The sequence below is a fragment of the Flavipsychrobacter stenotrophus genome (assembly GCF_002954265.1).
GTDB lineage: Bacteria > Bacteroidota > Bacteroidia > Chitinophagales > Chitinophagaceae > Flavipsychrobacter > Flavipsychrobacter stenotrophus.
This window is the reverse complement of the sequence record NZ_PPSL01000009.1, coordinates 1-14,909: the sequence shown is the minus strand read 5'-3', so window position 1 is coordinate 14,909 and position 14,909 is coordinate 1. Positions and strand designations below refer to the sequence as shown.

Below are 14,909 nucleotides of genomic sequence, written 5' to 3'. Positions count from 1 at the left end.
AATTAACTTCAAAATGGAGGTAATGTGTGGAAAAGGAAATGATTTTCTACACGTTTATTATTATCAAAATATAGCGATCAGATAGATTTATTAAATAAATTACATTTAAAATCAAAACATGCGCCATAAAATATTAGTTCTATTAGCTCTTTGCGTAAGCCAGTTTTGTAACGGTCAAGTGACGCAATTACATTATTCTGGGAATAATAAAAAGATAGCATTTGCTGTAGAAGCCGCTAATAAGATATTACGAGACCCATCATTCTATAACAGAATCGATACAATTGCGAGATTTGATAATTCTGAATATAGTGGACATCGAATAGTGAATGAATTTCAAAAATTAGGCCGTGTGATTGAAGTTACTGACTATTGGCGTCCAATTGCTTGGGCTAATGCAAAAACTGTAACCAAAATAAAAATTAACAGTGCTAAATTACGCAGAAGTCATTCATCCATTACCAACACTCTTATACATGAAACTGTACACGCTGTAGATTGGATCACAAATGGAGAATGGAATTATACTCATAGTGGTAACAGTCCAGAAGGACAGAGTGCAACTGCACCATGGATTATTGGCTCTATCGCTGAAAGTATGGTCAATAAGTAGAAAAATAAGCAGCACTTAAATTGTATTTTAGTTTTTACCATTGAGAAAAGGGACTGTCGTTTAATATGTTGTTCTAATGAGCTACCGTTATAGCCATCCGTTAATAATAAATTGTCGCGCTGATTGTCGCAATAAAGTTGCTTTCAGGATATTTAAAAAGTTAACTAACTGCATGTTTTAATGCGGGGTCAAAATTGACCCCGAGTGTGACGTGACAATTGTCTTGTCTGCATTGCCTTTCATTCATCAACAAATTTGTTCACTCGCCTGATTATGAATCAGGTGTCCTGTATGAAAGTGTAAAAAGCGTAAGACAGTTTGTGTGCTGGTATATTTTCCATTATAAACATAACGTCCATTTTTTAAGCTAAACACTTCAGTCCCTGAACTTTGTTGTTTCTGTAAGTATAGTCTATTAAATGTTACTTTGGCGTATCGCTTTGCGTTACCTTGTCATCTGCTAAAAGGATAGCTTTGATACGTTCAATATGTACCTGCGATTGTTTAGCTCGTTCAATTGCAGATTTCGATGCACCACCTTTCAGATTTTTAGACATCGTTGTCAGCAGGTTCCTCCGTTCTTCAAACATGCGCAATGCCGTCCACATCGTCTCTTCAATTTGTTTTGTTTGTTCAGCAAGCAGTGCCGCTGCAGTGTAGGCATGGCCTGTATGACAGCGATAACGCATTAAAGTCCCTTTATCAATACGCCATAATACACCACCACAACCAGGACAATTAAATGGGACCTGTTCACCTAATGAGTTGACGGAAGGCAAATCGCTTAACACTCTTTCGGCTATGGTAGATTCAATTTCAATATCTTTTGGAATATTCTTCTGGGTTTTAAGTTTCCGCTGCATTAGATTTAACAGCACTCCACCCATTTGTGCAATCGGCAGACAATAATTTACTTTGAGCTGGTTTAAGGCATTCGCCGGCATGTCGGGATAGTCTGCATCCTTGGGGTCTTGAACAATGCAGATACCTCCGCATCTCTGTACAGCAATCAATCCTGCGGTTCCGTCATCTAAATAACCAGTGAGAAGTATTCCAGTTACCCTGTTCCCAAACGCTACTGCCGCAGAACGAAACAATGGATCGATGGCAGGGCGGTAACGGTTTTCTTGCGCCCCTTTTGTGACCAACAAGGTGCCACCTTTTTCAATCATCAAATGATGATCTGATGGCGCTAAATAAATGTTGCCTGCTTGGACAATGTCGCCTTGGACTGCGTGACGACTACAGAGTTTTCCATTTTTGTTCAGGGCATCCATCAACACATCTCCTGTTGCATCTGAAGAAATATGTTGAACAATAAGCAAAGGCGCCGGGAAATCAGAAGGTAATTGGCTAATTAAACTTATCAATGCTTTCAGTCCACCCGCGGAAGTACCGATCACAACAATTTGTTTGCTTTTATGACTTGTATTTGGGGATTTTACTGGTTTCATATAGTATGATTTAATATTGTACTGTAATAATTATGCCCTTGGATACATTTATGTCCATGAATAATTACTTAGTAAATATTTTATCCTCAGTATGATGTTTTGTTTTTCTCAAATCGTCTCATCATAACGTCTTTGCATGTTCAGACAATTTCCAGCCTTGTCAATTCAAAAAATAACAACGTTCTGCTTACTAAATCCCATTAAAAAAGCACTGGGTTTTGTTTCAGCTTTATTTTGCACGAATTGATTGTGTTCCTTAGACATGACAAACATGATATGAAGTCATTAAAACAACTCCAAAAGAGGAACAAAAGAGAGCATTTAGTCCGGGGTCAATATTGACACCCACTTACAGCAGCCCGAAAGCCTTGCCTTTCGCCCTCCACACAAAGTAGGAAGTAAACCCGATTAGAAATCAGGTGCCCATTGAAAAGTCAACTCGGTATTTGTATCCTAACGTTACCAGATACAAGAATATCTTGTTGATTTACCTTGCTGATGAAACTTGTTCAATAAGTTCCAATGCTTTCCCTCTTGCCTTTGCTTCATTCTCTGCCTTGATTAACGCATAGATGAGAAACCCGTTATGTTGCTCACAGGTATAACTACCTTCCATTATAGTATTTACTGATAGTCTGCATGAATCGATTTTGTTCTTAATGAAGGTTACCTTATATATCAGCATAAAGTGTTATGAAGCTCTTTTTCTTATCATGAGACAAAAGCAAAAATATAGAAATACAAGCTCTTTCGGCGTAATATAAAAGCACAAAATTTCTCTCTAATTTTTTTTGCTTTTTTTTACAAATTTATTCATTTTTGTGACATGGGAAAGCTCGTCTACAATAACAAAAAAGCCGTGTTCTTTAAGTCCCTTAAAGGAGATGTGGAAGGTTACTTCGCTGAAGGAAGAATACAGAAAACTGGTGATTGGAGGCTATATATTAAGTCTCTGATTTTGATATTATCTGCTTTGGCGCTGTATTTTTATCTCCTGACATATAGTTACTCTCTACCAATCGGGATGATTTTATCTTCGGTGTTAGGATTCGTTCTATCCGGTATTGGGTTTAACATTATGCATGACGCAAATCATGGCAGTTATTCAAGTAAAAAGTGGGTAAACGACCTAATGGGGCTTACACTTAATGCATTGGGTAGTAATGCGTTCATATGGAAACAGAAACACAATATCATCCACCATACATATACTAATGTCGATGGGATAGATGACGACATTGCAAAGAGCCCTTTGATTAGGCAGAGTAGCACTCAGGTATGGAAACCGCTTCACCGTATCCAACACATCTATCTATGGGTTATTTATGCCCTGAGTTCTATATTATGGATATTCGTTACTGACTTCGTAAAATATGGCACCCGGAAGATATATACCACTGAGCTGAAAAACATGACTTTCAAAGAGCATTTTATCTTTTGGTTTAGTAAGGCGCTTTACATATTTTTTTACATCATTATTCCTATAGCAATAGTAGGATCACAGCGGTGGCTTGTTGGTTTTATTTGTATGCACATTACATTAGGTTTGTCACTCGCTGTAGTATTCCAGCTGGCCCATGTTGTTGAAGAAACAGAATTCGAGTTTTGCGGGGATGACGATGTGGTAATCGAAAATGAATGGGCAATCCACCAGCTTAGAACGACTGCAAATTTCGCTCCTGGAAATTTGTTTATAACCTGGTTTGTAGGCGGGCTCAACTATCAGATCGAGCATCATCTTTTCCCTCGGATAAGCCATGTTCATTACCCGGCACTGAGCAAAATAATACAGGCAAAATGTGTAGAGTTCGGTATCCAGTATAACTCTATACCTACAATGGGTAGTGCGATAGCTTCACATTACCGGCATATGCGCTCCTTGGGTGTCGGCCTAAAGATGGAAACGAAGACTTCTTATTAGAAAACAGGGAAGCTATAAAACAAAGAAGCTGCCCATTTGAGCAGCTTCTTTTAAATGATAAATATAAAATATTAGATAACGGAGACGTTAACTGCATTTAAACCTTTCTTACCATTTTCTACCTCATAAGACACGCTGTCATTTTCACGAATCTCACCAGCAAGGCCCGAAACATGAACGAAAACATCTGCGCCGCCTGCTGATGGTGATATGAAACCAAATCCTTTAGTTTCATTGAAAAACTTTACTGTACCTTGTTGCATTCTTAAAATTTAAACTATTAATAAAGGGTAAAGATACGTATTTAATTTATCTATAAAAATTATATTTTTTGAGCGTTTAATATCTTAAGAGATTGACATTGATAAACCCATAGCCAAAACACTATAAGCTACTTTGGTAGTAATGTATTTACCAACCTTAGGTATTCCCTACACACGGCTACATTTGCCATATTATTTGACCTTAAATTTTATTATCAAATTTTAATACCGAACCGTTTTATGATAGAACAAGTAGAAATAGGAGCATTACATTTCGATGATTACAAGGAATTGCTTTCGGCGATGAAAGCTTCCTATCAAGGGTGGCAGGGCGGTTATTGGAGTGCCGACGCAATACAAAGCCTGATAAGTAAATTCCCGGAGGGTCAGATCGTAATTAAGTCTGGCGGCGTAGTTATCGGCTGCGCCCTCTCGCTTATCGTTGACTATAAAAAATTTGGTGATGTCCATACTTACAAACAAATAACGGGTAACTACACCTTCAATACCCATACGCGTAAGGGTGATGTGCTATATGGCATTGAAGTGTTCATACATCCTGATTACAGGGGGCTGAGATTGGGAAGAAGGCTTTATGATGCCAGGAAAGACCTTTGCGAAAACCTGAATTTGAGAGCGGTGATTTTTGGCGGGAGACTGCCTAATTATCATGAATATGCCGGTCAGTTGTCACCTAAAGAATATATACAGAAGGTAAAGAACAAGGAAATATACGACCAGGTGCTCACCTTCCAGCTTTCTAACGATTTTCATGTTATCAGGGTACTCAATAACTATATGCCCGAAGACGAGCAGAGCAAAGAATTTGCAACTTTACTGCAATGGGTAAACGTGTATTACGAGGCAGATCGTAAAAACCTGTTCAATGTAAAAACTTATGTGAGGGTGGGATTGATACAATGGCAGATGCGCCTTTACAAGGACATGGATGAAATGTTTAGCCAACTGGAATATTTTGTCGATTCCGTATCGGCTTACAAAAGTGACTTCGCAGTACTGCCTGAATTATTCAACGGGCCTTTGCTGGCAGGATTTAACCATTTATCAGAGGCTGAAGCAATGCGCGAATTGGCTAAATTCACTCCAGAAATAAAGGATAGGTTTAGGGAAATGGCTATTCGTTACAATGTCAATATCATCACTGGCAGCTTGCCAAGTATCGAGAAAGACTCCTTGAAAAATGTAGGTTTTCTATGTCACCGCAGCGGCGCCGTCGATGAATACGAAAAAATACACATTACTCCCGACGAGGCAAAGCACTGGGGTATACAAGGCGGCAATAAGCTAAAGGTTTACCATACTGATGCTGGCAGGGTGGGTATACTGATATGTTACGATGTCGAGTTTCCCGAACTGGCAAGGCTGCTTGCCGACGAGGGTATGCAGATACTATTTGTACCGTTCCTCACGGATACACAGAATGCTTACATGCGTGTCAGGCTATGTGCACAGGCGCGTGCAATAGAAAATGAATGTTATGTGGCTATAACTGGCAGTGTAGGCAATCTGCCCAAAGTGGAAAACATGGACATCCAGTACTCACAGGCAGCGGTATTCACACCCAGCGATTTTGCGTTTCCGTCAAACTGTATAAAAAGTGAGGCAACCGCCAACACTGAAATGATACTTATTGCGGAAGTCGACCTATCGTTACTTGACGAGTTGCATAGTTATGGAAGCGTAAGAAATTTGAAAGACAGGCGAACTGATTTTTATGAATTGAAATTAAGAGATGGTGATTTAAAAACCGAATATTAGATGTTGTAACTACTGCTATATTAATCACCAATACTTTACCTTTGGAAATATAATATAGCTGTTACTGTATGAACAAGAACGGGCCGATTATCGTTATTGAAGATGACATCGATGACCAGCAGTTGCTCATCGAAATATTTGACAAACTGCAATACAAAAATGAAATTGTTTACTTCACGGATGGCAATGCAGCACTTGAATTTTTAAATAAAACAGAAATACATCCCTTTCTGATTTTATCGGATGTCAATATGCCAAGGATAAACGGGTTCGAATTAAGAAGTAAGATTTTCACTAATGAACAACTACAGACTAAGTGCATACCTTATCTGTTTTTTACAACTGCAACTACGAAGAAAGCTGTTTTGGATGCATATGCTTTATCAGTGCAAGGATTTTTTGTAAAACCCAATTCAATAGATGGACTTGAAAGTACTATAAGAAAAATAGTGGAATACTGGCAAGAGTGTATCGCACCTAATCAATTTGACTAAGCCGGAACAATTTTTAGTTAGTCTATTGCTTTTGATGTCTTAAAATTTGTCGCGTTGACAGTCGCAATAAAGTTGCTTCCAAATTGCTATTTTATTCCCATTTTTACCGCTGTCATAGGAGAATATTTATCTGTAAAATAAGCTCCATGTCTTGACAGACTTGAACTGGAACAAAACTTGAAAGGATCTTTTTATAATAATTGTGGTGAATTTATGCCAGCTCATAATCAGGGGGGGCATGCTTCAAACCCGAGTGGGACCACAATCATAAAGTGATTGAATAAAAAAGAGTTGTACAGTCGTACAGCTCTTTTTTATGCCCTATGATTTACTTGTCGCACTAAACGTCGCTATAAATGTCGCAGTAGATGTTGCATAGGCTGCACTATTGGCTATTCTAAAGTTTTGTTGAACTATGCAGCGCTTATATAGTCGGGGTCAATATTGACCCCAGAAAGAGCTTAGAATGATGCTGTAGAGTGTTTATTAGTGAATGACATGGTGCATCAAACCAGCTGAGCATTAACGGAGTAAGCTCCGTATAGGACCTGTCGGCTTGCGCTCTAAAAAATTTGTTCAATTGAATGATGTTAAAAAAATATTCATAATTTTATCTACATGGAACAAATTGACCTCAGCAAGTATAAATCAACACCTATAAAGTTAGATGCTAAGACGCGCGGCCTATTATTGATCGCAGTTGTTGTCTTCTTATTCTGTCTAATATACCGTCATGATTCATAGGAAACACTCTTATTCTTCGAAGGTTACTAGGAGTTTGAGTAATCATTTCGCTCAGACCTCTTGCTAATACCCGCCTTGTGAGGCGCGTTTCTAACGACAGAAATCTTATAGCCCTCTCACTGTCAAGAAAACCACCAGCACTTACTTCATATTGTGTGCCAGCTATTGCATGCCTACTAAATTCTTCAATTATCTCATCCCACAGGTAGCTGATTTGATCTGCTCTAAGCTGTTCAATTCGTTGGGGATTTTTTTGAAAAGAGTCCCAAGCACCTTCAGCGAACAAAATTTCAGTATCTGAATTATGATTTTTAGGAATTACAAAATCGTGTTCCTTATCTTCATTGAGTTCTTTAAGATAGTGGGCCAGCATTTCTTCTTCGCCAGTGCTAGAAATTCTAATTGCCCATCGTAAAAATTTCTTTCTCTTTGATAAATATGAAGTAAAGTCCGCTACCGTATCTCTTGTTTTCAATATTATATCCAAAGTTGTATCATCCAGAACATGTAGAAAAGATTTTTCAACGTCCAAATCACCAATGGTAAAAGGAACTACATGTTGATTAACTCCTACAATTTGATTGTCGTACATTAGACTACCACTACCGCCAAACATCTCTCTACATACCGAAGATGCTCCATGAGCTACCAAAACTAAATGGAATTTAGTTTTCTCGGTGATCTCTACAGGTATTCGAAGTTTATGTTCACACTTACTATCTGTATAAATTTTGTTGGGATACTTTATGATACGTTTTTCCGCTCCCCATAGTTGTTTAGCTGAATCAGAAACGGCGCTACGAAACCAACGTTGCCAAGCAAGTTCGATGTTTTCTATATTAGGAAATATACAATCCTTTACAGAAAAAATAATAATGTCGTCTCCAGCAACGACTAGCAGGTCACATAACTCTTTCGTTGGTTCCCTAAAAACATTTACATTACTCCATAAGGATAAAAATGTTTTCTTACATAGCTCGTTTAGGTATTTTTCCGAATCCGTAAATCCTTGACCAAAGATTGCCATTACTTTTGAACAAACATAGCATTTTTTGTCAAATGAATATTTTAGTTTCGTTACTAAGATTGACTAAAAGGACATTATTAGTTAGAAATTGTTCTACCCGTAACGCAACTAGGTGCTATTATTAATAACTCTATAAATGTACAAGTGTCCAAGCACCTGTATTTGGGCAGCGACATAGGTATTGGTGCATCTTATCTGAACAAACAAGAAGAAAAGGAAATGGGCACGGATTTAATGTTGCAACTAGATATTAAAGTCGGGTGGAGGTTGTGAACTTACTAATAAAGGCTACAGTAAAATGTAGCCTTTATTAGTAAGTTTAAATAGTTAGTTTATTTACTACATTTTTTATGTATTAGTCTGAACCAGTTATAATTAAAAGGTCAATCTGGCGTTCAGAGAACTATTGGTTATTGAATGTTCCTATGAATAATTTTAACATAAGACACTAAGTGTCCTTGTCATTCAAGATGATTTGGTGCATAACATTTTTGCCAATAGGTAACTATAGCTTTTATTGTGTCCGTAACTTCAGTATAATTTGATGGTTTTAGAAAAAAGCCTTGAACGGACATTGTATAAGCATCATATACAGCTTTTTGACTTACACCTGTTGAAAAGAACAGGTAAGGAATGCATTTCTTACAGAGTTCATTGTTTGTATAGATCATGCTTCTCAACTCGAAGCCGTCTAATTTAGGCAGATTTACGTCTGATAATATTAGAAAAGGGAAAAGCTCGGTTACCTTTAGATACTCCAATGCTTTTTCCCCGTCGGTAAAAAAGACAATTTCGTTTTCATAGTTCAAATCTTCAAAAATAGACTTTAATACCTCGCAGTCATCGGCATCGTCTTCAATAATAATGATAGGCCCTTGCTTGTTCATAATTCCATTTCAAAAAATAATATAAATATAATGCCACAGATTATATTTGCGAATGGAAATAGGTGAATAACCATCATTGGATATCTTTCCCTTAAGATGCCTTTTAATACCTCGTTCGTTTTATGTCCTACATTAATTGGTATGTCAGATATGAGGTTTAACTAAGCGGATATCCTAAACCAGGACATTTAATCACTACATTTATAAGGCGTTTTTTATAGGTTTTGGCAGGTTTAATGCCGGAGGTGAAATTTCAATATTTTAGTATCTTTACCCTTGATAGGGTTTATAGGGGCTAGCCTTTTCTCAGGCTGGAAATGTCAACTATAATTGTCATCATGGTAAATGAATTTTGAATTTACACTTCCTGCAAATTGAGTATAAACTTGTCTTTTGAAGGCTGCATGGGATTTTCCATCAGCATGTTGAGGATATTTTGAATGCACTTTATTTGCTCTTGGAAGCTGCATTTGTGCAGGTAGTAGTGAGCGCCCATTGAATATAATACATCAATAATCTGATCTCCTAATGAAGTGGAGCACATTATTACGGGAATATGCTTTAGGTTTTCATTCCGTTTTATTTCTTTAACACATTCTAAGCCGTTTTTACGAGGCATATTGAAATCAAGGGAAATAATATCAGGTAAGTTCTCTGAATTTTTAGAAAGATAATCCATGAGCTTCGCTCCGTCGGAAACAGATATAAATTTTGTAACAATTGATAACTCATTAAGTGCTTTTTCAAAGAAGTAGCGGTCATCTGCATCATCATCTGCAAGCAGAATATTAAGTGATGCATTTTGTAGTGTGTGTATCATAGGCAACTAATTAAATCACTCCGCAAAAACAATGACAAAATGATGGTAAAAAAAGTGCTTTGGATTTGTTTCTCCAAGAGGACATATGCACTGTCAACCCTCAAAAAAAAGGGGGCAGGAAAATAAATTCTGTTTAAGAATAGTATTGCAACGCAGATATCGCATTGTAGCGATAAAGGTACACTTTTTCGGGCGGGATATGGGAAAAAAAGTTATTTTAAAAATAGGTTTTCTGGTTCCCAAAAATTTATACGTATTGTGCGTGAAGATTGTTAGTCTATTCCATTTTCTGCTTTAGTTTGGTGCTGATAGTCCATGGAAATCTATAAAATCATCAGGTGTAATAGGCCGCCATTTCCGCTTTTTATAATCGGTGGAAAATAAAACACAGGAATCATCTTTTTATCGGACATTTACGAAACCCATGAATGTAAAGGATTATATAAATATATTCGAACAGTCTTCTGAATTGTTGGTCGTCATCGATACCAGCTGTGCTATAGTGGCCGCATCTGACGCATTTTTAATAACTACACGAACGGTTAGAGCAGACATAGTCGGGCGTGATATTTTTGACGTATTTCCCGACAATCCTGGTGATATGACCTCAAACGGAGAAAGTATTTTACGAGCTTCGTTTAACCGGGTAATAAAAAATAAAGTAAGTGATAAGTTGCGGGTGGTTAAATATGATATTCCAAAGCCGGAACTGGAGGGTGGAGGTTTTGACGTAAGATATTGGCAGGCGGTTAACTCGCCCGTGCTCGATGAGCAAAACAATGTGAAGTATATAATTCAGCGGGCGGAGGATGTTACAGAAAATGAGCTATTGATATCACAGATTGAATTTGATAAGAAAGCGTTGAAACTGCTTGAAGATAGTGAAAAACGCTACAACACGATGCTCATGCAATCGCCATTCGCTTTTGCAGTACTGAAAGGTAAAAACAGTGTGATCACATTTGCCAATGACCGTTTGAAAGAAACCTGGGGAAAAGGAAACAACATTGAAGGGAAGCCATTGATTGAGGTTCTTCCTGAATTAAAAGACACCCCATTTCCAACTCTGATTGATGAAGTTTACAAAACAGGAATTCCATATCATGCCAATGAAATCCTGGCCCCGAAGCACATTGAAGGACAAAAGGAGGATGTATATTATAATTTTGTTTACCAGCCTTACCGTGAAGCAGATGAAACAATTTCGGGTGTTACCATTATTGCCTTTGACGTAACCGCCTCTGTAATAGTAAAAAAAGCATTAGAGGCGCAGTATGAGGCGGAGCAAAAAGCGTTGAAGGAGATTGAAGACAGCGAAAAGCGATACAACATGATGCTTATGAAATCGCCATTCGCTTTTGCTGTACTTAAAGGAAGAAACATGGTGATAACCCTTGCCAACGATTCCGTAAAAGAAATGTGGGGAAAAGGCAAGGACTTGGAAGGAAAGCCTCTACTTGAAGTTTTGCCTGAGATCAAAGATTCCGAATTTCCGGGTTTGCTCGATAATGTGTACACCACCGGTGTTCCCTTTTCAGGAGAGGAACTTTTGGCCCCGGTTTTTCGCAATGGTAAATTGGAAGATGTCTATTTCAATTTTGTTTACCAGCCTTATTTGGAAGCAGACGAAACTATTTCGGGTGTTACCGTTATTGCTTACGAGGTAACCGCTGCGGTGATCGTTAAAAAAGCATTAGAAGCAAAGCGGGGGCGGAGCAAAAAGCATCGAAATTGGTGGAAGAAACCAATAAGCGCTATTACACCATGCTCATGGAATCGCCATTTGCTTTTTGTGTTATGAAGGGAAAAGACATGACAGTAACCCTTGCCAATGATTTGACAAAAGAATTTTGGGGGAAAGGAATGGATGTAGAAGGCAAAACCTTGATGCAAGTGTTGCCAGAAATGAAAAACCAGCCATTCCCTGCCATGCTTGATAGCGTTTACACCACCGGCATTCCTGTTTACGTCAACGAAATGCTTGCACGGTTACAGCATAAGGATGAAATGAAAGAGCGATATTTTAATATCGTTTATCAACCTGACCATGATGCCGATGGAACAATTTCTGGGGTCATCACGATTGCCTACGATGTAACAGAAATGATACTTGCTTGTAAAAAAATAGAAGAAAGCGATAAGCGGTACAACATGATGCTCATGCATTCGCCATTTACGTTTGCCGTGCTAAAAGGCAGAGATTTGGTGATTGCCTTTGCCAATGACAGGGTTAAAGCAGTTTGGGGTAAAGGGAATGACGTAGAAGGTAAATCGCTGCTTAACCTTATGCCCGAACTTAAAGATACGCCATTCCCCGCGTTGATGGATGAAGTGATGGCCACCGGTGTTCCTTATCAGGGTAGAGAAGTGCAGAGCCCACATAATGTGCACGGGCATGCGAGGGAAGAGTATTTTAATTTTGTTTTCCAGCCTTATTGGGAAGCGGACCAAACTATTTCGGGTATTACTATTATTGGGTATGATGTAACCGAGCAGGTGATTGCAAAAAGGAAGATTGAAGAAAGCGAACAGCGGTTTAGGAGCCTGGTGGAGAAATCGCCTTTTCCAATTAGTATTTTCAAAGGGAAGGAATTGAAAATGGAAGTGGCGAATGAGCCCCTTCTTAAAATTTTTAATGTGGGAAAGGAAGTACTGGGCAAGCCATTACTGGAAATCTTACCTGAAATGAAAGAACAGCCTTTTATGGCATTGTTGTTAGATGTTCTTGAAAATGGGGCTACCCATTACGGCAGCGAGCAGCCTGCTTACTTCCTGCGCGAAAACGGAGAAAAAGATACTCGTTATTTCAATTTTGTGTACCAGCCGTACCGCGAAAATGACAGGTCTGTTTCAGGTGTAATGTCTTTAGCTACTGATGTAACCGAACAGGTGGTTGCACGTAAAAAAATTGAAGCGCAGGTTATTATGCATGAAGAGATGCTCATGAATGCCCCATATGTGGCATGTACGCTCGAAGGCCCAAACCATGTGTTTTCATTAGTAAATAAGCAATACCAGCAACTATTTGGGAGCCGTATATTAAAAGGTAAGCCTTTCATAAAAGCACTACCTGAAATGGAAGGCCAAGGTTTTGACAAGCTTTTGGATAACATTTACAACACGGGAGAAACCTATGTTGGTTTCGATATTCCAGTCACATTTGCCCGGGAAGAAGGCCATACACCTGAGTTGGGCTACTTCAATTTTAGCTACCAACCGATGTTTGATGAAAATCGAAAAATCTATTCCATTTTGGGTTTTGGCTATGAGGTTACAGAAATTGTAAAGGCAAAATTGATAATAGAAGAAAGTGAACTTCAATTTAGAGTGCTGACAAATTCTATGCCCCAAAAAATAACAAACGCTGATGCCGCAGGGAATATGATCTTTTTTAATCAAAAATGGCTTGATGATACAGGTCTAACCTTTGACGAACTAAAAGATTGGGGTTGGGAAAAGTCAATCCATACAGACGATTTGAAGTTAACAGTAGCTAATTGGAAACATTCTATTGCCACAGGTGATGTTTTCGACATGGAGTGCCGCATTCAAAATAAGGAAGGCGAGTATAGATGGCATTTGAGCAGGGCTGTACCCATTAAAGATGAAACAGGTAAAATATTGATGTGGGTGGGCAGCAACACAGATATTCATGAGCAGAAAGAACAGAGAAAAGAATTAGAAAAAGCAGTGGAGAAAAGAACAGAAGAGTTAAAAAAAATAAATGTTGAACTTGAAAATGCGAACAGGGATTTAACCGCTTTCGCATATATTTCGAGTCACGATTTACAGGAGCCTTTGCGTAAAATAAATAATTTCGTTGACGTTATTCTCGCAGAAGAAGAACAAAATTTATCTGATCTTGGCAAAAAATATTTCCTGAGATTGCGGGAAACTTCTAAACGTATGCAAGTGCTAATAAAAGATTTACTTGCCTTTTCCAGCTCAGGCAACTCAGAAAAAATATTTGAAAAAACAGACCTCAATTTACTTTTGGATGAAGTAAAATTTGACTTTGAAGAAATTATACAACAAAAGAAAGCAACTATAGACGCAACAGGTCTTGGCGATATGGTCGTCATACGCTTTCAATTTCGACAACTTCTGAACAACCTGATTGGCAATTCCCTAAAGTTCTCAAAGGAAAACACGGCGCCACATATCACAATAACAAGCAAAATAGAAAAAGGGAGTACTTTAAATAATGAAAAACTGTTACCGGAAATTAACTACTGTCACATTATTTTTACCGACAATGGCATAGGCTTCGAGGCTGAATATCAAGACCGTATTTTCGAAGTATTTCAGCGTCTTCACAGCGTTGAGGAATACAAGGGTACGGGAATAGGCCTGGCGATCTGTAAAAGGATCGTTGAAAACCACAACGGCATCATAACTTCAACAAGTGAACTGAACGAAGGAGCAAGATTTGACATTTATATTCCTGTAGACCCCGTTCTTCCAGATGTTCCGCCGAGCATCAGGAACTAATAATAGAAATCCGTTTGCGACGGCATTCAGACGCAGTAAAGCTGTATTTTACTTAACCGCGTCAAAACCTCCATCATTTGGTTCGATAAACTTCCCGTCTGGGGCACTTAGAGCGAAATTGCTCGAATATTGATGGGGCTGCTCGTGGCGAGTAGCCCCATTTCCTTTACCGACGCGGCTTTCGGCGGGAAGGTATTAATCAAATTGGCGGTTCGATAACTGTTGTCATGGTAAGCAAGGGAGCTATCGAACGCCAGTTCAATAAAGTATTTTTTTTATTTATTTGGAGTTTATTTTGACTTCCTAGCCCTTCGGACATCCGGAAGAACGGGGCTCGCTCATTATTCAAAATATCATACACGAACAGTCTGTAACCGATTATATTTACAGGATGGGAGTCCTCAAAATCGCTGCTA

The 14,909-nt window shown here is 38.4% G+C and carries 13 protein-coding genes; 6 read left to right on the top strand and 7 right to left on the bottom strand.

Annotation, left to right across the window (positions count from 1 at the left end; translation table 11 throughout):
* Positions 1 to 118: 118 nt before the first annotated feature.
* On the top strand, positions 119 to 613 hold the full coding sequence (locus CJD36_RS21340) for a SprT-like domain-containing protein (RefSeq protein WP_105041245.1): 495 nt from the start codon (positions 119 to 121) through the stop codon (positions 611 to 613).
* Positions 614 to 1,035: 422 nt separating this feature from the next.
* Here CJD36_RS21340 and CJD36_RS21335 read toward each other — a convergent pair whose 3' ends face one another.
* Together CJD36_RS21335 and CJD36_RS21330 are read right to left on the bottom strand one after the other, a co-directional pair.
* Entirely contained in the window at positions 1,036 to 2,067 is a 1,032-nt protein-coding gene (locus tag CJD36_RS21335) for a chemotaxis protein CheB (protein ID WP_105041244.1), read from the bottom strand.
* A gap of 487 nt (positions 2,068 to 2,554) precedes the next feature.
* Positions 2,555 to 2,752 carry a hypothetical protein gene (locus CJD36_RS21330; protein ID WP_105041243.1) on the bottom strand — a complete coding sequence of 66 codons (198 nt, stop codon included), beginning with the start codon at positions 2,750 to 2,752 and terminating at the stop codon, positions 2,555 to 2,557.
* A 141-nt stretch (positions 2,753 to 2,893) separates the two neighbouring features.
* Here CJD36_RS21330 and CJD36_RS21325 point away from each other — a divergent pair, with 141 nt between their 5' ends.
* Positions 2,894 to 3,988 (top strand): fatty acid desaturase family protein, encoded by a 1,095-nt coding sequence (locus CJD36_RS21325; protein WP_105041242.1) that lies wholly within the window; start codon positions 2,894 to 2,896, stop codon positions 3,986 to 3,988.
* 71 nt (positions 3,989 to 4,059) lie between these two features.
* On the opposite strand, the gene CJD36_RS21320 is transcribed toward CJD36_RS21325, so the two are convergent.
* Positions 4,060 to 4,251, bottom strand: coding sequence for a cold-shock protein (locus tag CJD36_RS21320; protein ID WP_105041241.1), 192 nt, complete (start codon positions 4,249 to 4,251; stop codon positions 4,060 to 4,062).
* A gap of 240 nt (positions 4,252 to 4,491) precedes the next feature.
* Between CJD36_RS21320 and CJD36_RS21315 the strand changes: the two genes are divergently transcribed.
* Together CJD36_RS21315 and CJD36_RS21310 are read left to right on the top strand one after the other, a co-directional pair.
* Positions 4,492 to 6,030 carry a carbon-nitrogen hydrolase family protein gene (locus tag CJD36_RS21315; protein WP_105041240.1) on the top strand — a complete coding sequence of 513 codons (1,539 nt, stop codon included), beginning with the start codon at positions 4,492 to 4,494 and terminating at the stop codon, positions 6,028 to 6,030.
* A gap of 68 nt (positions 6,031 to 6,098) precedes the next feature.
* Entirely contained in the window at positions 6,099 to 6,524 is a 426-nt protein-coding gene (locus CJD36_RS21310; protein ID WP_105041239.1) for a response regulator, read from the top strand.
* 670 nt (positions 6,525 to 7,194) lie between these two features.
* Here the strand turns inward: CJD36_RS21310 and CJD36_RS21305 are convergent.
* From CJD36_RS21305 to CJD36_RS21295, 3 genes are all read right to left on the bottom strand, one after another.
* A complete protein-coding gene (locus CJD36_RS21305) occupies positions 7,195 to 8,295 on the bottom strand; it encodes a hypothetical protein (RefSeq protein WP_105041238.1) in 1,101 nt (366 codons plus the stop codon).
* A 461-nt stretch (positions 8,296 to 8,756) separates the two neighbouring features.
* Positions 8,757 to 9,182 carry a response regulator gene (locus CJD36_RS21300; protein WP_105041237.1) on the bottom strand — a complete coding sequence of 142 codons (426 nt, stop codon included), beginning with the start codon at positions 9,180 to 9,182 and terminating at the stop codon, positions 8,757 to 8,759.
* Between the two features lie 358 nt (positions 9,183 to 9,540).
* Entirely contained in the window at positions 9,541 to 10,002 is a 462-nt protein-coding gene (locus CJD36_RS21295) for a response regulator (RefSeq protein ID WP_105041236.1), read from the bottom strand.
* A 424-nt stretch (positions 10,003 to 10,426) separates the two neighbouring features.
* On the opposite strand from CJD36_RS21295, the gene CJD36_RS21285 reads away from it, so the two are divergent.
* The gene (locus CJD36_RS21285) at positions 10,427 to 11,803 is read left to right on the top strand and encodes a PAS domain-containing protein (RefSeq protein ID WP_105041234.1); all 1,377 of its coding nucleotides are present in this window, start codon (positions 10,427 to 10,429) and stop codon (positions 11,801 to 11,803) included.
* The gene (locus CJD36_RS21280) at positions 11,773 to 14,493 is read left to right on the top strand and encodes a PAS domain-containing protein (protein WP_161499413.1); all 2,721 of its coding nucleotides are present in this window, start codon (positions 11,773 to 11,775) and stop codon (positions 14,491 to 14,493) included. Before CJD36_RS21285 ends, CJD36_RS21280 begins: the two co-directional genes overlap by 31 nt.
* 199 nt (positions 14,494 to 14,692) lie before the next feature.
* On the opposite strand, the gene CJD36_RS23550 is transcribed toward CJD36_RS21280, so the two are convergent.
* On the bottom strand, positions 14,693 to 14,909 hold a 217-nt coding region (locus tag CJD36_RS23550; protein WP_205685674.1), incomplete at its 5' end, for a hypothetical protein.

Bases quoted from the DNA above. Each gene is read 5' to 3' on its own strand.
- CJD36_RS21340 (WP_105041245.1), top strand. From the start codon at position 119: ATGCGCCATAAAATATTAGTTCTATTAGCTCTTTGCGTAAGCCAGTTT.
- CJD36_RS21305 (WP_105041238.1), bottom strand. From the start codon at position 8,295: ATGGCAATCTTTGGTCAAGGATTTACGGATTCGGAAAAATACCTAAAC.
- CJD36_RS21325 (WP_105041242.1), top strand. From the start codon at position 2,894: ATGGGAAAGCTCGTCTACAATAACAAAAAAGCCGTGTTCTTTAAGTCC.
- CJD36_RS21335 (WP_105041244.1), bottom strand. From the start codon at position 2,067: ATGAAACCAGTAAAATCCCCAAATACAAGTCATAAAAGCAAACAAATT.
- CJD36_RS21320 (WP_105041241.1), bottom strand. From the start codon at position 4,251: ATGCAACAAGGTACAGTAAAGTTTTTCAATGAAACTAAAGGATTTGGT.
- CJD36_RS21300 (WP_105041237.1), bottom strand. From the start codon at position 9,182: ATGAACAAGCAAGGGCCTATCATTATTATTGAAGACGATGCCGATGAC.
- CJD36_RS21285 (WP_105041234.1), top strand. From the start codon at position 10,427: ATGAATGTAAAGGATTATATAAATATATTCGAACAGTCTTCTGAATTG.
- CJD36_RS21295 (WP_105041236.1), bottom strand. From the start codon at position 10,002: ATGATACACACACTACAAAATGCATCACTTAATATTCTGCTTGCAGAT.
- CJD36_RS21330 (WP_105041243.1), bottom strand. From the start codon at position 2,752: ATGCTGATATATAAGGTAACCTTCATTAAGAACAAAATCGATTCATGC.
- CJD36_RS21310 (WP_105041239.1), top strand. From the start codon at position 6,099: ATGAACAAGAACGGGCCGATTATCGTTATTGAAGATGACATCGATGAC.
- CJD36_RS21315 (WP_105041240.1), top strand. From the start codon at position 4,492: ATGATAGAACAAGTAGAAATAGGAGCATTACATTTCGATGATTACAAG.
- CJD36_RS21280 (WP_161499413.1), top strand. From the start codon at position 11,773: ATGGAATCGCCATTTGCTTTTTGTGTTATGAAGGGAAAAGACATGACA.